Origin of the sequence: Ammonifex thiophilus, assembly GCF_003368535.1 — a bacterium.
Lineage (GTDB): Bacteria > Bacillota > Desulfotomaculia > Desulfotomaculales > Ammonificaceae > Ammonifex > Ammonifex thiophilus.
Genome location: NZ_QSLN01000018.1, coordinates 1 through 16,979, shown reverse-complemented (window position 1 = coordinate 16,979; position 16,979 = coordinate 1). Strand labels below are relative to the sequence as shown.

The 16,979-nt window shown below is 62.2% G+C and carries 17 protein-coding genes; 2 read left to right on the top strand and 15 right to left on the bottom strand.

Features of this window, described 5'->3' with window-relative positions; translation table 11 throughout:
* Positions 1-11 precede the first annotated feature (11 nt).
* From DXX99_RS11565 to DXX99_RS12165, 5 genes are all read right to left on the bottom strand, one after another.
* The gene (locus tag DXX99_RS11565) at positions 12-185 is read right to left on the bottom strand and encodes a hypothetical protein (protein WP_165847802.1); all 174 of its coding nucleotides are present in this window, start codon (positions 183-185) and stop codon (positions 12-14) included.
* 113 nt (positions 186-298) lie between these two features.
* Positions 299-865: a hypothetical protein gene (locus tag DXX99_RS09215; RefSeq protein ID WP_134642988.1), complete on the bottom strand. Its 567-nt coding sequence runs from the start codon at positions 863-865 to the stop codon at positions 299-301.
* Positions 866-1,075: 210 nt separating this feature from the next.
* Positions 1,076-1,768, bottom strand: coding sequence for a hypothetical protein (locus tag DXX99_RS09210; protein ID WP_115793195.1), 693 nt, complete (start codon positions 1,766-1,768; stop codon positions 1,076-1,078).
* Between the two features lie 96 nt (positions 1,769-1,864).
* Complete coding sequence (locus tag DXX99_RS09205) at positions 1,865-2,212, bottom strand: hypothetical protein (RefSeq protein WP_115793194.1); 348 nt, start codon at positions 2,210-2,212, stop codon at positions 1,865-1,867.
* A complete protein-coding gene (locus DXX99_RS12165) occupies positions 2,206-2,430 on the bottom strand; it encodes a helix-turn-helix transcriptional regulator (RefSeq protein WP_115793193.1) in 225 nt (74 codons plus the stop codon). The genes DXX99_RS09205 and DXX99_RS12165 overlap by 7 nt, the downstream gene beginning before the upstream one ends.
* 186 nt (positions 2,431-2,616) lie before the next feature.
* Between DXX99_RS12165 and DXX99_RS09195 the strand changes: the two genes are divergently transcribed.
* Positions 2,617-3,237 (top strand): helix-turn-helix domain-containing protein, encoded by a 621-nt coding sequence (locus tag DXX99_RS09195; RefSeq protein ID WP_205664687.1) that lies wholly within the window; start codon positions 2,617-2,619, stop codon positions 3,235-3,237.
* On the top strand, positions 3,150-3,569 hold the full coding sequence (locus DXX99_RS09190; protein ID WP_165847801.1) for an ImmA/IrrE family metallo-endopeptidase: 420 nt from the start codon (positions 3,150-3,152) through the stop codon (positions 3,567-3,569). The genes DXX99_RS09195 and DXX99_RS09190 overlap by 88 nt, the downstream gene beginning before the upstream one ends.
* A gap of 240 nt (positions 3,570-3,809) precedes the next feature.
* On the opposite strand, the gene recJ is transcribed toward DXX99_RS09190, so the two are convergent.
* The 10 genes from recJ to pyrR form a co-directional block, all read right to left on the bottom strand.
* Complete coding sequence (recJ, locus tag DXX99_RS09185) at positions 3,810-6,401, bottom strand: single-stranded-DNA-specific exonuclease RecJ (RefSeq protein WP_115793191.1); 2,592 nt, start codon at positions 6,399-6,401, stop codon at positions 3,810-3,812.
* 5 nt (positions 6,402-6,406) lie between these two features.
* On the bottom strand, positions 6,407-6,976 hold the full coding sequence (pyrE, locus tag DXX99_RS09180) for an orotate phosphoribosyltransferase (protein WP_115793190.1): 570 nt from the start codon (positions 6,974-6,976) through the stop codon (positions 6,407-6,409).
* Entirely contained in the window at positions 6,958-7,680 is a 723-nt protein-coding gene (pyrF, locus tag DXX99_RS09175) for an orotidine-5'-phosphate decarboxylase (protein WP_276308341.1), read from the bottom strand. The genes pyrE and pyrF overlap by 19 nt, the downstream gene beginning before the upstream one ends.
* A gap of 11 nt (positions 7,681-7,691) precedes the next feature.
* Complete coding sequence (locus tag DXX99_RS09170; RefSeq protein WP_115793189.1) at positions 7,692-8,618, bottom strand: dihydroorotate dehydrogenase; 927 nt, start codon at positions 8,616-8,618, stop codon at positions 7,692-7,694.
* The gene (locus DXX99_RS09165) at positions 8,615-9,391 is read right to left on the bottom strand and encodes a dihydroorotate dehydrogenase electron transfer subunit (protein ID WP_115793188.1); all 777 of its coding nucleotides are present in this window, start codon (positions 9,389-9,391) and stop codon (positions 8,615-8,617) included. Before DXX99_RS09165 ends, DXX99_RS09170 begins: the two co-directional genes overlap by 4 nt.
* A complete protein-coding gene (gene carB / locus DXX99_RS09160) occupies positions 9,388-12,615 on the bottom strand; it encodes a carbamoyl-phosphate synthase large subunit (protein WP_115793187.1) in 3,228 nt (1,075 codons plus the stop codon). Before carB ends, DXX99_RS09165 begins: the two co-directional genes overlap by 4 nt.
* A 5-nt stretch (positions 12,616-12,620) precedes the next feature.
* Entirely contained in the window at positions 12,621-13,700 is a 1,080-nt protein-coding gene (carA, locus tag DXX99_RS09155) for a glutamine-hydrolyzing carbamoyl-phosphate synthase small subunit (RefSeq protein WP_115793186.1), read from the bottom strand.
* A gap of 25 nt (positions 13,701-13,725) precedes the next feature.
* A complete protein-coding gene (locus DXX99_RS09150) occupies positions 13,726-15,036 on the bottom strand; it encodes a dihydroorotase (RefSeq protein WP_115793185.1) in 1,311 nt (436 codons plus the stop codon).
* Positions 15,033-15,962 (bottom strand): aspartate carbamoyltransferase catalytic subunit, encoded by a 930-nt coding sequence (locus DXX99_RS09145; RefSeq protein ID WP_115793203.1) that lies wholly within the window; start codon positions 15,960-15,962, stop codon positions 15,033-15,035. The genes DXX99_RS09150 and DXX99_RS09145 overlap by 4 nt, the downstream gene beginning before the upstream one ends.
* 123 nt (positions 15,963-16,085) lie before the next feature.
* On the bottom strand, positions 16,086-16,628 hold the full coding sequence (gene pyrR / locus DXX99_RS09140; protein WP_165847803.1) for a bifunctional pyr operon transcriptional regulator/uracil phosphoribosyltransferase PyrR: 543 nt from the start codon (positions 16,626-16,628) through the stop codon (positions 16,086-16,088).
* Positions 16,629-16,979 lie beyond the last annotated feature (351 nt).

The following is a 16,979-nucleotide window of genomic DNA, read 5'->3' as shown; positions in this document are numbered from 1 at the left end:
TTTTCCTCCCTTCAGTGCCCGGGGCGGGGCCTGTTCCAGACGCCGTCGTCCCTGAGGCCTACGGCTATCAGGTAGCGGAAGAGCGGGATGTACTTCCTTCTGGTGGGGTAGGTTATGTTCCAGAACTCGTACTTCCCCACTTTGGCGTAAGTGGGCATGTACTTTAGACGCTCTTTGTACGGCATGACGTAGGTACGCCCCTCTGTGGCCAGCGGCTCGTGGGGCGGCGGCCACCCGTACTCGGTGTCCTCGCCCCACACCCCAAACCAGGGGTTTCTGTTCCAGCTTTTGCCTACCTTTACCCCTCCTCTCCGCGACTCCCGTAGACTCTGACACACCTCTCGCCCGGGCGGAGGAGCCCGGCGGACAACCTCTCCGCCCTCCCCCTCCCGCCCCTCCTGCCGTCGCCGTTCATTAAGTACTGCACCTGCTCGTCTTCCAGGACTTCCACTACCTCCCTCCTCGTTGCGCTTTCCTCTTCGTCTTCTGGGTAATAAAACCAAAAATAAAACTCCGGCATCGGCTGGCCTGGCCCCGGTGGCACCACACGGAGTGGGACTCCCGGCTCGCGGCGGCCCGCCGGGCTCTCCAGGACCCCCGGGCCGAGCCCCACCCGGGCCAGGACGTCCCTCCTGAGCCTTTCCGGCAGGGAGAGGAGCGGCGGGAAGTTGCGGCACACTTCCCTGGCGGCTTCCCTCTCCGCCCTTTCCAGCAGCCGTTCCGCTAGGGCCCGGTTGTGCTCCCGGGTCACCGGGTCTGCGTCCTCGCCTTCCAGGCCCCGGACGAGGGCCTCCAGCTGCGGCCCCAACCGCCGCCTAGCCCTCTCCCTTGCCGCGGCCAGCCGGGCGGCGAGCCGCCCCGCCACCTTCGCTGCGAACGCGTCCGAGGGGGCGGACCGGTCACTACTCTTCTGCTTTTCAGTTCTCGTTCTCTGCTTTTTGGGGAGCCACCCCACGGCCCTCACTCCATTTTTCAGGTGTAACAGGTGTAACCGGTGTAACCACGCGACTTTCGGGTTTGCCTGCCGGTGTAACACCCCGCAAGTGGTGTAACCATGCGGGTTTTCCTGCCGAGGCTATACCGACCCCGTCTCCAATTTTTCAACCACCTTTTCAACCACCTCGTAGAAGCGCCTGAGCCGTCCGTCGTGTTCCCTCCGTACCACCGTGAACTTGTTGTTGTTTTGAACCCTCAGCCATCCGCGCTCCTTCCAGCACCGCAGCACCGCCCGGCGTTCGGACTCCGTGCGTACGCCCACCTTCTGGAAAAACGCCCCGAGCACCGGCGGCAGGACCAGTATCCGCCGCTCCGGATTGCCCTCCTCTACGTACCCCCACTGCCCCGAATCGAACGCGGAGACGTTCGCGTCTACCCAGAGCAAGAATTGTTCATATATGCTCAGTGCTTCCGGGTCGTCGTCCTGGCTTTCCCCGGGAGCGCGGGTTTTTACAGGCAGCCCGGCCCAGTTTTCCGCCAGCCAGTTGTCCAAGTGCTGGGCGAGGAGTTTGACGTTCACCCACGCCCCAGCCTCGGCCACCGCGCGGGCGATGCCAGCAGCCCCCTTCCCCGTGGGGACGAGGACTTCGGTGTCCAGCGGCGGGCCGAGCCGGACGGCGTAGTACTTTTTCCCCCGCTCCTCGTCGTGGAGGATATACGCCACCTCTACCGACACGCTGCAGGCGCGTACCGTGCCCTGCTCGGTTTCCACGTACACGCCCGTTAGGGGCGCGGGGTGGCGTGTCTTGGCGACGGTCGTGTCTGCATTCACGCTCTCGCCCCCTTCAGTTCAACCTCTTCAGTGCCCCGCGCAGCGCGGCCAGGAGGCCACGTGCCTTGCCGGAGTAGAAGAAGATCACCGTCTTTCTCACGCCCGCTCCCCTCCTTCTCCGGCGGGGGCGAGGCCCATGAGCTTCAGAGCTTCGCGGGCAATCTCTATAGCTTCGGGAGCTTGCTCTTCCTTGAGGTTTTGGATGTGCCGCACCCCGAAGCGGATGCGGAGTATGGCGGAGACCACCGCGATGACTTTCTGGAGCAACAGCGGGTCGTTCCCCGCTGCCCGGGCCGCTTCACTCCTGATCTCGGTCCAGAACGCGGGTGTGCGGGTGTAGCAGCGGACCCGGCTCTGGAACTCGCTCTGAAACTCTTCGATCTTCCTCTCAAGGCTCTCCAGGCGCTTCAGGATAAGCTCTTCCCTGGCGGTGCTGTTCAACACGGGGGTTCACCTCTCTGGGAAGGGAAGATTTGGTCTACCGACGTTTCCAGGACGGCAGCTATTCTCTGTGCAACGGGCAGGGAAGGAATCCTTTGCCCGTTGATTATCTGAGTGAGGTACGAGCGGGAGATAGGAACCAACCTCGCCAGGTCCTGATGGCGGAGTCCCCGCTCGCTGAGGATTCGCTGGAGGGGGTGTCGGCTCTTCGGCCTGCGCACCGAGCTTACCTCCTTTTGTCGATCCTACCGACATAATAACGCCGATAGCATCGACTTGTCAAGAAAAAGGTCGGTTTCATCGTCTTTTGTTGCAACTAGCGACATTTGGGGGTATTCTCATTTTGAGAAGTCGGTGAAATTAACATCCGAAGAGAAGGGGGAAACGAAATGGTCAACAGGGACTTTTTGATTCTGAAGGAGCGATTGAAGAATCTCAGGAAGCAAAAGGGTTTGCTGCAAAAGGAAGTAGCTGCTTCAATAGGAGTACCCAGGAGTACCTACGCTTCCTGGGAATCTCCCGCAAACAAATCCCTTCCCGAAACTGAACACCTCGTAAAGCTAGCAGACTTCTTTGGAGTTTCCATTGATTACCTCCTGGGCAAGACCGACGATCCTTCGCCCAAGGGCACAGACGTGGGCGATATCGAGACCTACCTTCAGAAGATTCTTTCCGGTGAGATCCCGATCCAATTCTGTCTCCGCGGGGTGGACAGGATCACGCCCGAGGTGCTTGAGGACATAAAGAACGCCCTCCGGGTGGTGCTGGCCCACATACGCGACAAGCGGAGGCTCCTGGAGCTGGAGGGGGGAGCCAGCGAGGAAGCAGGGGAAGCGGGAAAATGGGCGGCCCGCGGGGAGGAGGTGAAAGTGTGGATTCTAAAACACCAGATGGCGAAGGGGGCTGATCTTCCTTGCTCGCCGAGCGGGTCTGGCACTCCGTGCGGGAAGTCGTCTCCACGCGGGGGCTGCTGCACCCCTGCGACCTCGCTTCCTGTCTCGGCATCGCCGTCGAGCGCCTGCCCGTAGGGGATACGGTACAGGGGATCCTGGTCGGGGGGAGGATGCTGGTGGTGAACTCCGCCCTTTCCTACCCCCGGCAGCACGCGGTAGTCCTGCACGAGTGTGGCCACCGGGTGCTCCACGGTGACCGGGAAAACAGGCTCTTCCTGGAGTTCAGGACCTTCCTCTCCCACGGGCGCAAGGAGCTGGAAGCGGATCTCTTCGCGCTCTTCTACCTGCTCGAGTGGGACAGGGACTCTTTCTTTTTCGACTTCGGGCGGGACGTTTTCCGCTTCGCCGGCCACTACGGCCTGCCGGGGCGGGCGGCGGCGGAGGCGCTGAAGGTGCTTGCCCGCTGAAGAGGCCTGCAAATCTGAAGAGACCTGCAAATCAAAGCGCAGGGCGCGGAAAGCGTCCCTGCGCTCGTTTTTTAAAAAGGGAAACTTACTTTTTCCAGAGAACAAGCATAGCTGGAAATTTCAGGTGTCAATCTGTTTGTCAATCTGCACTCTTCGGACTAAATCGGAGAGTCAGGACTGACGAGGACTACACGGTACTGAGAATGGCTTCAGTCTGAGCCCCGCGCGGCCCCGAAAGCCTTACGAATCGCCGGTGTCGGGGTTTTGAATTATATCACAGTTGAAGAACTCTCTCAGTTCCTCTGCCGGCGCTTCCAGGAAGTAGCGCTGGAAGGAGAGGACTTCGCGCTTAAAGGCGTGACGGGCCGCAAAGGTGGGAGCTTCCGGGAGAAAGCGCCGCTTTCGGGGTTGGGTCAAACGGAGACGTAGTCTTTGCTCCCCGTTGGCCAACTCCTTCACTAAGTCCAGTTCTCTCAAGATCTGCAGAACCGTGCGCAGAGTTTCTTCCCCCGGGCTCAAGAGGCCGGCACACTTGAGCCGGGCCAGCGCCTCCTCCGGCTTGAGCCACACCTCGTTCGATCCTCGGGCTTTCTTCCCCAAAAAGCGATAGAAATCGAGCAGCACCCGGCGCGGCGGAGCCAGGAGGCGCAGGCGCTGCCTGGCCGCCTCCCTGTCCTGCCGGTTAAAGAGGAGGATAAGTCTTCTTCCCCCTGCCCCCCGCAACCACTCCCACTGCTCCCGGGAAAAGAGCAAATCGAAGAGGATTACGTCCCTCTCCGAGGAAAACCTCCCGCCCAGGGCCGGCGTGGTCACCAGGATGGGCAGTTCGCCAGCGGTCGCCAGCTGACGAAGCCACTCCTTGTGATCTTCCAGGCCACCGTAGAAGAACAGGATCTGATCGGCCCGCTCGGGCAGGTGAAGAGAAAGGTAAGCCGCCACCTCACAGGCCCGAGCTGGAGTGGCCACCACCACCGCCACCGGCGCATCGAGCCAAGACAGGAGTACCCGCCACCGGTCGGGGTGCTCGCGAAGGTCCACCAGGGCCTCCCTCCGGCAAACCCTGGGGAGAGAAGGTGTGGTCTTCTCCGGGAGGTGAACATCGAAGGGTAGGGCCAGGCGCGAGGCAGCCTCGCGTGCCAAGACCGCGGCCGGAAGAGAGCGGGCAAGAAAAGCCGTCCGGCCTGCCGGCCACCAGTCCAGTATTTTCAGCTCCGGCTGCCCCGTTAACTCGTTGACTGACGGTTCAAAGACCAAATCGACTAGGCGCGGGAGCTCTTCCCCTCCCTGCCCGAAGGCTATTCCCTCCAAGTAAGCCCCGCCCTGCCGCAATTTAAGCCTCAAGTGCTCTTCTTCCTTCCCCACCCGGCGAGCTTCGAGTACCTCCACCCCTTGGGCCACCAGGCGGGGAGGAGGGTTACCGGGGCCGAAAGGTTCAAGCCGGCCGAGCTCTTCCATGAGCCGGGGGGTGAGCTTTTCCAAATCCAGAACCAGATCGAAGTACTGGCAGGCACGCTCTCCTCCCGGAGGGAGATTCCGGGCGTATTCCTCCAGGGAAGCGACGAAGTGGGGGAAAGATTCGCGGGCTAAAACGAAGCCCCCCGCTCCGGCGTGCCCCCCGTAGTCCAGCAAGTAAGGGGAAGCGTGGCTTAGGGCCTGGTAGACGTTGAAACTTTCGTCGGCTCTCCCCGAGCCCCGCCCCACTTCCCCCTCCCAGACGACGACGAAGGTGGGGAGCCGGTAAAGAGAGTGGAGGCGCTGGGCGATGAGACCAGTAAGCCCTACTGGCCAGTCGCTGGCTTCGATCACCAGGACTCGGTCCGAAGCTTCTCGCGCCTTTTTTGCCAGTAGGTCCGCCTCTTTAAGGCAGGCGTTCTCCCAGCGCTGCCGTTCCCGATTCAGTTCTTCCAACTTTATTGACCAGTGCTCCGCTTCATCCTCCGCGGCCAAAAGACAGCGAGCAGCTATGAGAGGATCCCCTAGCCTTCCCGCCGCGTTGAGGCGCGGCGCCAGGACGAAACTCAAAGTGCGCACGGTGACCGGTGAAGAAACGCCGGCAGTGGCCAAGAGCCGGGCCAGGCCGGGGCGGAGGCGGGAGGAGTTAAAAAGCTTCAAACCTTCCCGGACGAGCACGCGGTTCTCCCCCACCAACGGCATGACGTCAGCCACCGTCCCCAGCGCCACCAGGTCGAGCCACTCCCCTGCCGCTTCTCCGCTAAGGGCAGTGACCAGCTTAAAAGCCACCCCTACCCCAGCCAGCTCCTTAAAAGGATAAGGGCAATCGGGCCGCCGGGGGTTTATTACGGCCCAGGCCTCCGGAAGCTCGTCCGACGGTTCGTGGTGGTCGGTGACGATGAGATCAAGCCCCAGTAGCTTGCAGAGGCGCGCTTCCTCTTTTGCCTTCACCCCGCAGTCCACGGTGAGCACCAGGCTTACTCCCTGCTCCTTAGCTGCCCGTAGGAAATCTCCCTTGAGTCCGTAGCCGTCAGCCCGGGTGGGGAGGTGGTAGGCGACCTCCTCGGCCCCCAGACGCTTCAGCGCCAAGGTCAAGAGAACAGCGGCGGTTATGCCGTCGGCATCGTAGTCCCCCCAGACCAGTATCTTTTCTCGGTTGGCCACCGCTGACCTTATGCGCTCGACCGCCCGCTCCAAGTCTTTCATCCGGCCGGGAGAAGGGAGCTGCGCAAGCCCGCCGTTGAGGAAAAAATCCGCCTCTTCCAGGGTTTTCACGCCCCGGTTGAGGAGGATCTGAGCCAGCACCGGGTCGATGCCCAACTCTCGCGCCCACAGGGCGCAAGCCAGAGGCTGCTGGGGGAAGGGAATCCAGGAGGACATAGTCCCTAAAGCCCTCGGCTACCAGGTTTGGTTGCCGGAATACCCTCGCGGCACAGGGAGCAGGAAGAGGGCTCCCAAGCCTCTGCTTCCAGGCGCAGGAGAGCGCGAAAGGGCTGCAGGTCGAGGGGCTTCTGACTGCGATCCACCAGGGCTCCGAAGCCCACCACCCTGGCACCCCAATCCTCTACCACGGCGGCCACCTCCTTCATCGATCCGCCCGTGGTCACCACGTCTTCCACTACCAGAACCTTCTCCCCCGGCCGCAGCACAAAACCCCGGCGCAGCTCCATCTTCCCCGCCACCCGCTCGGTGAAGAGGGAGCGAACTCCGAGCCGCCGAGCTACCTCGTGTGCCACTATGATACCTCCCAAGGCCGGGGCTATCACCGTCTCTATTTCCAGATCGCCGAAAAGTTCGGCCAGGGCTGCCCCCAGCCTGGTAGCGTATTCGGGGTACTGCAACACCAAAGCACACTGCACGTAGGTATCGCTGTGCAGCCCCGAAGAAAGGATAAAGTGGCCCTTGCGCAAAGCCCCGGTACGTTCCAGAAGTTCCTTTACTTCTTCGGCACGCAAGACCCAAATCCCTCCATTTCCCGCCTTATGGCCAGGGCGGCGGCCAAAGGATCGGGGGAAGCCAAGATGGGCCTTCCCACCACTAAAAGATCGGCCCCGGCCTGCAGGGCCTGAGCAACCGTCGCAGCGCGCTTCTGGTCTCCGGCAGGATGACCCGCCGGCCGGATGCCAGGGGTGACCAGGAGGAAGTCCTCCCCCAGCTCCCGCCGCAGAAGACCCGCCTCCAGCGGAGAAGCCACCACCCCGTCCAGCCCGCACTCCTGCGCCAGCCGCGCCCAGGCCAGCACCCTCTGGGAAACCGCCTCGGGTATCCCCACTTCCTCGCGCAGAGAGGCATCGTCCAGGCTGGTGAGCACCGTCACCGCCACCAGCCAGGGCCGGGGCAGCCCCTGAAGGCTCGCTTCCTCCGCCGCTGCTTCCACCGCCGCCCGCATCATGGCCTTCCCGCCGGCAGCGTGCACATTTAAAAGGTTAACCCCCTGGGCCACCAGAGCCCTCACTCCCCCCGCCACCGTGCTGGGAATATCGTGCAGCTTGAGGTCAGCGAAGAGAATCTCGGACTTCCCCTGGAGAAACTCCCAGACTTTGGGGCCCACCCGGTAGAAGAGCCGCATCCCCACCTTGAACCCGTCCACCACCGGAGATAAGAGCTCGGCCATATCCCGGGCTTTTTGCCAATCGTCCAAATCAAGCGCCACCAGCAAACGGGGGCGCTTTAGCTTCCGGCTACCATACCTATGAGCTCCCGTACATCCTCCACTCCTTCCTTAGCCAGGGCCTGTTCTAGCCCCTCCACCAGCTCCCAAGCCAGGCGGGGGAAAGCTAAGGTGCCACTCCCCACCGCCACCGCGCGGGCGCCGCAGAGCAGAAAGGCCAAAACGTCCTCCACGCCCGCCACCCCGCCCATGCCGATGATGGGGACCCGAAGCTCGCGGTAGGCCCGCCACACGGCCCACAGGGCCACCGGTCTTATGGCCGGCCCCGAAAGTCCACCAGTACCTTGCCCCAAAAGCAGCTTTCGCCGCTTGACGTCCACCGCCAGACCGGGCAGGGTGTTGATTAAGGAAAGGCCAGTAGCTCCCGCCTCCACTACCGCTCGCGCTACCGCCAGAAAGTCGTTGCCCACTACCCCCAGTTTTACCAGGAAAGGAAAGCCGTCCCCTAAGGCCTCGCGCACCGCCCGCGTGACCTGGGCTGCCAGCCGGGGATCGTGGCCGAAAAGGGTGCCGGCCTTCACGTTGGGGCAGGAGAGGTTGAGCTCCAACGCCGCCACTCCCGCTTCGGCTAGGCGGCAGGACACCTCTACGTACTCTTCCACCGTCTCTCCCGCCACGCTGCCGATAACGGTAACTTCCCCCGTGGCCCGGAGGGCGGGCAAAATTTCTTTTACCACCTTTTCCACGCCGGGGTTCTCCAGCCCAATGCTGTTGAGCACCCCCGCCGGCGTCTCAACCAACCGGGGAGGGGGATTGCCCCGGCGGGGATGCCGGGTGACGCTCTTTATTACCACCGCTCCCAGGAGGGCGAGATCGCCGAAAGGAGCGTACTCCAGGCCGAAACCGAAGGTGCCCGAGGCGGTTACCACCGGGTTCTTTAGAACCAGATTCGGCCCCAAATCTACGGCGAGGCGGGGCTTTTTCATTCCCAGACCACCTCGCCAGCCTTAAAAACTGGCCCATCGGCACAGACCCGCCGGTAAACAAAATCCTTCCCTTCGCGCACCTTCACGGCACAGCCCCGGCAGGCTCCCACCCCACACCCCATGCGCTCCTCCAGAGAAAATTCCGCCTCCCGCCCCATGTCTTTCAAAGCGGCGGCTAGAGCCTTGAGCATGGGTGGAGGACCGGCGGCGTAGACCGGAGCAGCGGGCGGAAGCCCCTTCTTTTTCAGCAATTCCACCACCGTGCCCCGCTCTCCCAAAGAGCCGTCGTCCGTGGCCCAAAAAACCTTTATCCCCAAGCTCTCCAATTCCCGGCGCAAAACCAGCTCCTCTTGAGAGCGTGCACCGTAGAAGAGGATAACCTCGTTGCCGCGCTGGCGGCACACTTCGGCCAGGAAGAAAAGGGGAGCGATCCCCAGCCCGCCCGCTACCAACACCACCGGGCCGGAAAGGGGTACGGTGAAGCCCCGGCCTAGGGGGCCCACCACGTTAAGCCTCTTCCCCAGCTTGCGCTCCGCCAGAAGCCTGGTTCCCCGCCCCACCACACGGTAAAGCAGCGCCACCGCCCCTCTCCTTCGGTCCACCGCGTTCACGCTAAGGGGTCGACGCAGGAAGGGGTCCAGAGAAATACTCGTGCGCACCATCAGGAACTGGCCTGGCTGGGCCTGCTCCGCCACGCGGGGGGCAAAGAGTTCCAGCCGGTAGATGTCGGGGGCCAGGCGTCTCTGACTTAAAATTTCGGCCTCGTGGATCATGCTTCCTTCTCCCTCTCCTGGTACTCCTGAAGCGAGACAACCGGCAGGCGGATCCCCTGGCGCCGCGCTTGCATCACCTCCACCACCGCCCGCATGGTGTCTAAAGAGGTGATGCAGGGGATGCCCAGCTCCACGGCGGTGCGCCTTATGCGGAATCCTTCTCTTTCCGGCCGCCTCCCTTTGGTGAGGGTATTGAGCACCATCTGGATCTTCCCCGCCCGCAAGAGGTCGATGATGTTGGGGGAGCCTTCGTGAAGCTTTTTAACCGTCTCCACCGGTATGCCGGCCGCCGAGAGCATGCGGGCCGTGCCGGAAGTGGCCAAGATCTTAAAGCCCAACTGGGCTAACTCTTTCACCAGGGGAAGCGCTTCTTCCTTGTCGCGGTCGGAAACGGTGACGAGCACCGCCCCCCTTTCCGGAAAGGCGTAACCCGCCGCCACGCACCCTTTATAGAGGGCGGCGGCAAAGTCCTCCGCTACCCCCATGACCTCACCGGTGGATTTCATCTCCGGGCCCAGGCTCACATCCACGTCCAAAAGCTTGGCAAAGGAGAAGACAGGAACCTTTATGCCGAAGTACCTTCCACCCTGGTAAAGGCCCGTGCCGTAGCCCAGCTCTTTTAGCTTCTTGCCCAGGATCACCTTTACCGCCAACGGGATCATGGGGATGCCGGTGATCTTGCTGAGGTAGGGAACGGTGCGGCTGGCCCGGGGGTTAACCTCCAACACGTAAACCCTTCCCTCGGCGTCCACCACGTACTGGATGTTGAGGAGGCCCCTGACCCGCAGGGCCCGCGCCAGCGCGGTGGTGTAGGAGACCACCTGTTCCACCACTTCCCCGTTCAGGGTGCGGGGAGGATAGACGGCAATGCTGTCCCCGGAATGGATACCCGCCCGCTCGATGTGCTCCATGATGCCGGGAATGAGCACATCTTCCCCATCGCTTATGGCGTCCACTTCCACCTCTTTGCCAAACACGTACTTATCCACTAGGACGGGGTACTCCGGGCTCACCCGGGCGGCGAAGCGCATGTACTCCTCCAGTTCCTCCCGGTTGTAGACTATTTCCATAGCCCTTCCGCCCAGCACGTAGGAGGGGCGCACCAGCACGGGAAAGCCCACCCTCTCGGCCACCGCCAGGGCTTCCTCCAGCGACTTGGCTGCTCCGCCCGGCGGGCGGGGTATGTTTTCCGCCTCCAGCACCTGGTCAAACTTTTCCCGGTCCTCCGCCCGGTCGATGTCCTCCACTGCCGTGCCCAGAATCTTGAAGCCGGCCGCCGCCAAGGGCTTGGCCAGGTTTATGGCCGTTTGGCCGCCGAACTGCACCAGCACTCCCTCCGGTTTTTCTTTCTCCAGCACGTTGAGTACATCTTCGGCTACCAAAGGCTCGAAGTAGAGGCGGTCAGCGGTGTCGAAGTCGGTTGAGACCGTTTCCGGGTTGTTGTTGATGATAATGGCCTTGATCCCCTCTTCCCGCAGGGCCCAAACGCAGTGCACCGAGCAATAGTCGAACTCGATCCCCTGCCCTATGCGAATGGGACCGGAGCCCAGAACCACAATTTTGCTCCCCTCAAGGGCAGGAGCTTCGTCTTCCTGCTCGTAGGTGGAATAGTAGTAGGGGGTGGCAGCTTCGAATTCGGCCGCGCAGGTGTCTACCATTTTGTAAACCGGTTTTATGCCCCAGGCCTTCCGCTTTTCCCGTACTACGTCTTCCGGCAAGCCGGTAAACTCCGCTACGGTGCGGTCGGAAAAGCCCAAAGCCTTGGCCTGGCGCAGGATCTCAGAGTTCAACTCCTTGCCCGCTCGGCGCAAAGCCTCCTCAAACTCCACCAGTCGCTTAATTCTTTCCAGGAACCAAGGGTCAATGGCGGAAAGGCTGGCCACCTTGGACACCGGGTAGCCGCGCCGCAGGGCTTCCGCCACCACAAAAAGCCGCTCGTCGGTGGGGCTTTCCAGCTTGGACTCTATCTCCATGTCCGAGAAGCGCTCGGCCTCCGGCAGCACGAGCCCGTGCAGCCCTATCTCCAGCGAGCGCACCGCCTTGAGCAGGGCCTCCTCGAAGGTGCGCCCGATGGCCATAACCTCGCCGGTGGACTTCATCTGCGTCCCCAGCACGCGGTTGGCCAAGGCGAACTTGTCGAAAGGCCAGCGAGGGAACTTTACCACTACGTAGTCGATGGAGGGCTCGAAACAGGCTGTGGTCTTGCCGGTCACTGCGTTCTGGATCTCGTCCAGGTGCAGGCCCACGGCAATCTTGGCCGCCACCTTGGCGATGGGGTAACCGGTGGCCTTGGAGGCCAGGGCGGAAGAGCGGGATACACGAGGGTTGACTTCGATGACATAGTAGCGCAGGCTTCTGGGGTCGAGCGCAAACTGGATGTTGCAGCCACCCCTGATCCCTAAGGCGCGTATGATCTTGATGGCCGCCCGGCGCAGCATCTGGTACTCCTTGTCGGTTAGAGTCTGGGATGGGGCCACCACGATACTGTCCCCGGTGTGGATACCCATGGGATCGAGGTTCTCCATGCAGCAGACGGTGATGCAATTGTCCGCCCCGTCCCGCATCACCTCGAACTCTATTTCCTTCCAGCCTGACACGCACTGTTCCACCAGGATCTGACCTATAAGACTATGCTTGAGCCCCCGCGTCGCGATCTCCACCAATTCTTCCTCGCTGCGGGCAATCCCGCCACCCGTCCCCCCCAGGGTGTAGGCCGGGCGCACCACCACCGGAAACCCTATTTCCCGAGCAAAGCTCACCGCGTCCTCCAGTCGGGACACTATGCGGCTTTCCGGAATGGGCTCGCCGATGGCCCGCATGGTTTCCTTAAAAAGCTCCCGGTCTTCGGCTTTTTCTATCGTCTCCAGCGGGGTGCCCAGGAGCTCCACCCCTAGTTCATCCAGCACCCCCATGCGGCTCAGCTCCACCGCCAGGTTGAGCCCCACCTGTCCTCCCAAAGTGGGCAGCAGGCCGTCAGGGCGCTCTTTTCTCAACACCTTGGCTACGAACTCCGGGGTCAAAGGCTCGATGTAAACCCTGTCGGCCATGTTGGGGTCGGTCATGATGGTGGCCGGATTGGAGTTGACCAACACCACTTCCAGGCCTTCCTCGCGTAAAGCACGACAGGCCTGGGTACCCGAGTAGTCAAATTCCGCCGCCTGGCCGATGATGATGGGGCCAGACCCTATGACCATAACCTTCTTGAGATCTTTCCTCCGTGGCATACTCCCTATCGCCCCGCGTTCTCCTGAAGGAGTTCTAGGAAACGTTCGAAGATGAAGGCAGCGTCCTGCGGTCCGGGACCTCCTTCGGGATGGAACTGCACCGAGAAAAAGGGCAAAGACTTGTGCCGCAAACCCTCAACCGTACCGTCGTTGAGACTTATATAGGAAACCTCCAGTTCCGGCGGCAAGGAGGCCGGGTCCACCGCAAAACCGTGGTTGTGAGAGGTGATGAAGACCCTGCCGGTAGCTAGGTCCTTTACCGGGTGATTGATACCGTGGTGCCCAAACTTGAGCTTAAAAGTGCGCGCCCCTAAAGAGAGGGCCGCCACCTGGTGCCCCAGACAGATGCCCATGAGAGGAACCCTTCCCAGAAGCGCCCTCACCGTGTCTAAGGCAAAGGTCAGCCTGCTCGGATCGCCGGGACCGTTGGAAAGAAGCACCCCTTGCGGAGCCAAGGCCAGGATCTCCTGAGCAGAGGAGTGGGGAGGGACGACCACCAACTCGCAGCCCCTTTCCCGTAGCTGCCTCAGGATACTCTGCTTTACCCCGAAGTCGACCACCACCACCCGCGGGCCCTCGCCGGGGATGGTGTAGGCCGAGCGAGTCACCACCTCGCCCACCAGGTCCTCCTCGCTCAAGCTGGGAGCCGACCGGGCCTTGGCCACCAGGCTTTCGGGATTTAAATCCTCCGTCGAGATCACTCCCCGCATGGAGCCGTGCTCCCGCAGGCGCCGGGTAAGGGCCCGGGTGTCCACCCCTTCCATACCCGGCACCCCGTGCGTCTGGAGGAACTCGGCCAGGGTACAGGTAGAGCGCCAGTTAGAAGGGGTGGGACAATACTCCCGCACTACCAACCCCCGCACCCACACGCGATTGGCTTCGTTGTCTTCGGGGTTGACGCCGTAGTTGCCCACTAGCGGGTAGGTGAGCACCACGATCTGGCCGCAGTAAGAGGGATCGGTCAAGACCTCCTGGTAGCCCGTCATGGCAGTGGCGAAGACCACCTCTCCCCACACCTCCCCGCAGGCCCCAAAGGCGCGGCCGGAAAAGACCGTCCCGTCCTCTAAAGCCAGTAAAGCTCGCACTTTACCACCCTCATCCTTCTCAAGACTAGATTTCCCGCAGCCCCTCGCCGGGCAACGGTCGCACCGGTATCCACTTCCCCCGCACCACCACCCCTACCGGCCAGCCCTTGAGACGCCAGCCAGCAAAAGGGGTGTTGCGCCCCTTGGAAGCAAAGGTAGCTGGATCCACCTCCTCTTCCCGCTCGGGGTCTATCAGAGTGAGTTCTGCCGGCTCCCCTTCCGCCAGAACTCCGCCGGGAAGACCCAGGAGCCGGCGGGGGTTGAGGCTTAACTTGGCCGCCGCTTGGGGCAAGTCTAGGACCCCTTTATGCACCAGCTCGGTGAATACCAGGGCTATGGCCGTTTCCAGGCCGGAGATGCCGAAAGGAGCCTGGTCGAACTCCACTTCCTTTTCCTCTCTGGCGTGCGGAGCGTGATCGGTGGCGATGATATCGATGGTTCCGTCTGCCAGCGCCTCCCGCAGCGCCTCCACATCGGCGCGGGTGCGCAGCGGGGGGTTGACCTTGGCGTTGGTGTTATAGCCCTGCACCGCTTCCTCCGTCAGGGTGAAGTGGTGGGGGGTGACCTCCGCCGTCACCTTCAACCCCCGGGATCTGGCCTCGCGCACCAGCCGCACGGCACCCGCGGTGCTTATGTGAGCCACGTGGAGATGACAGCCGGTGAACTCCGCCAGGATGATGTCGCGCGCTACCGCTATCTCTTCTGCCGCCGCCGGCATCCCCCTCAGCCCCAGAACGGTGGCTGTTATTCCTTCGTTCATTACCCCACCCTTGGTAAGCGCCGGCTCCTCGCAGTGAGAAATCACCGGAGCTTTTAACATGCGGGCGTACTCCATAACCCGGCGCATGAGCTGGGCATCGGCCAGCCACCTGCCGTCGTCGGAGAAGGCCACCGCCCCTGCCTGCCGCATCTCCCCCAGCGGGGCCATCTCTTTCCCTTCACTTCCCCGAGAAAGCGCCCCCACGGGGAAGACCTGCGCCAACCCCTCCTCTTCCCCCCGGGCCCGCACGTAGCCCACCACGGCGGCACTGTCCGCCACCGGGCGCGTGTTGGGCATAGCCGCCACCGCCACAAAGCCCCCGCGCACGGCCGCCCGCACGCCGGTGGCGATGGTCTCCTTGTGTTCAAAGCCCGGCTCCCGCAGGTGCACGTGTACGTCCACGCAGCCGGGAAAAATTAGACAGCCGCCGGCGTTTACTACCTCGGTCCCGCGAGGGGGCACTAGCCCAGAATCTATGGCTTTAATGCGTCCCTCTTCCACCAGCAGATCCGCCTGCCAGACCCGGCCGGAGCTCGGGTCCACCAGCGTTCCGGACTTAAAGAGAATCCGTTTCATACTTCTCCCCTCCGCATGAGGAGGTAAAGGCAGGCCATGCGCACCGCCACCCCATTGGTCACCTGCTCCTCGATCACCGCGCGGTCGAGTTCCGCCACTTCGGCGGCGATCTCCAGCCCCCGGTTCATGGGTCCCGGGTGCATAACCAGGGCGTCGGGCTGGGCCAGTTGCAACCGCTCGCGATTAAGGCCGTAAAGGCGGGCGTACTCCTCCGGGCCCGGCAAGAAAGTCTGCTCGGAGAAGCGTTCCCGCTGCAGTCGGAGAATATAGACCACATCCGCCCCCTCAAGCGCCTCCTCGAGCCGGTAATAAACCCCCACCCCCAGCTCCTCCAGGCCCGGAGGTATGAGGGTGGCCGGGCCACAGACCCGCACGCGCGCCCCCAGCTTGCTAAATCCCCAGATGTTGGAGCGGGCCACCCGGCTGTGCAAGATATCCCCTACGATGGTCACGGTGAGGCCTTCGATGCGCCCCTTGTGCCGCTTAACCGTGAAGAGGTCGAGCAGGGCCTGGGTGGGGTGCTCGTGCATCCCGTCACCGGCGTTGATCACCGCCGCCTTGACGTGGCGTGCCAGGAAGGCTGCCGCCCCGGCGGAAGGGTGGCGCAGTACCACCACATCCGCCCCCAGAGCCTCCACCGTGCGAGCCGTATCGAGTAACCCTTCTCCTTTCACCACGCTGGCAGTGGCCGCTGCCACCGACACCGTCTCCGCACTCAAGTACTTGGCCGCCAACTCGAAGGAGAAGCGGGTGCGGGTGCTGGGCTCGTAAAAGAGGTTGACCACCACCCGCCCGCGCAGAGCAGGAACCTTTTTTATCTCCCGCTCGAGCACCTCGCGCATGGCCTCGGCCTGTTCCAGGAGATGCTCGATTTCTTCCGGGCTTAGATCCGCCAATCCCAGAAGATCCTTGCGTCTAAGAGCCACTTCGCCCCTCACCCTTCCCCGAATTAAAAACCTCGGCGTTTCCGGCCGAGGCCTGAGAAACTTACAAGAGCCTCCTTTTGGAGCCCCTTGTCGGCCTCGCCGGACCGCCTTTAAAAGGGCCTTTCAGTCTTCTCTCTCGCGGATCACCACTTTGTCTTCCCCGTCGATCTCCTTCACCATCACCGCCACCACTTCTTTGCGGGATGTGGGTACATTCTTACCCACGTAGTCTGCCCGTATGGGGAGCTCCCGGTGTCCTCGATCGATCAGCACCGCCAGCTGAATGACATCCGGTCTTCCTAAATCCATAAGGGCATCGAGCGCCGCCCGCACCGTTCTCCCCGTGTAGAGAACATCGTCCACTAGGATGATCCGCTTACCGGTCACGGGGAAGTCAATCTCAGTGCGGTAGACGATGGGCTGATAGCTGAGCTGGGTCAAATCGTCGCGGTAGAGAGTTATGTCCAGAGCTCCCACCGGCACGGCCTGCCCTTCTATTTCCCGGATCAAAGCCGCAAGCCTCTTAGCCAGCGGGACACCCCGCCGACGAATCCCGACCAGAGCTAGATTCTCCACCCCTTTGTTGCGCTCCAGGATTTCGTGAGCCATGCGGGTAAGAGTGCGGCGCATACCCTCAGCGTCCAGAATCTGGGCCTTATCGCGCAAGATCACCAACTGCCACCCACCTCTGCCCGGCATAAAAAATGCCTCCTCGCCACCCCGGGCAAGCAGGCATCGTCTCTTAACCCGCCGAAGCTTACTTTTGCCCCTTGCCGGCCTCGCCGGACCGGCTTAAAGGTGGCCGCCGTTTTTTCGCCTATTAAATCCTACAAGACCCCGGTTTAAACGTCAAGTACCAAATTACGAGCCCGCCCCATACCGGCAAAGCCCTGTTAGTGTAAAGTTACCGTAGGAGTTCTTGCAGGAGCCGAGGGAGGAGAAAAAGAAGAAGAGACCTCACCGTCCTTTTGCCAGGGACGAGTAGTTGACAATCCAACCACTCAGGAGGGTGAGGTC

Excerpts from the sequence above, each read along its gene's own strand:
- DXX99_RS11565 (WP_165847802.1), bottom strand. The coding sequence starts at position 185 with ATGCCGTACAAAGAGCGTCTAAAGTACATGCCCACTTACGCCAAAGTG.
- recJ (WP_115793191.1), bottom strand. The coding sequence starts at position 6,401 with ATGTCCTCCTGGATTCCCTTCCCCCAGCAGCCTCTGGCTTGCGCCCTG.
- DXX99_RS09170 (WP_115793189.1), bottom strand. The coding sequence starts at position 8,618 with ATGAAAAAGCCCCGCCTCGCCGTAGATTTGGGGCCGAATCTGGTTCTA.
- DXX99_RS09165 (WP_115793188.1), bottom strand. The coding sequence starts at position 9,391 with ATGATCCACGAGGCCGAAATTTTAAGTCAGAGACGCCTGGCCCCCGAC.
- carB (WP_115793187.1), bottom strand. The coding sequence starts at position 12,615 with ATGCCACGGAGGAAAGATCTCAAGAAGGTTATGGTCATAGGGTCTGGC.
- DXX99_RS09150 (WP_115793185.1), bottom strand. The coding sequence starts at position 15,036 with ATGAAACGGATTCTCTTTAAGTCCGGAACGCTGGTGGACCCGAGCTCC.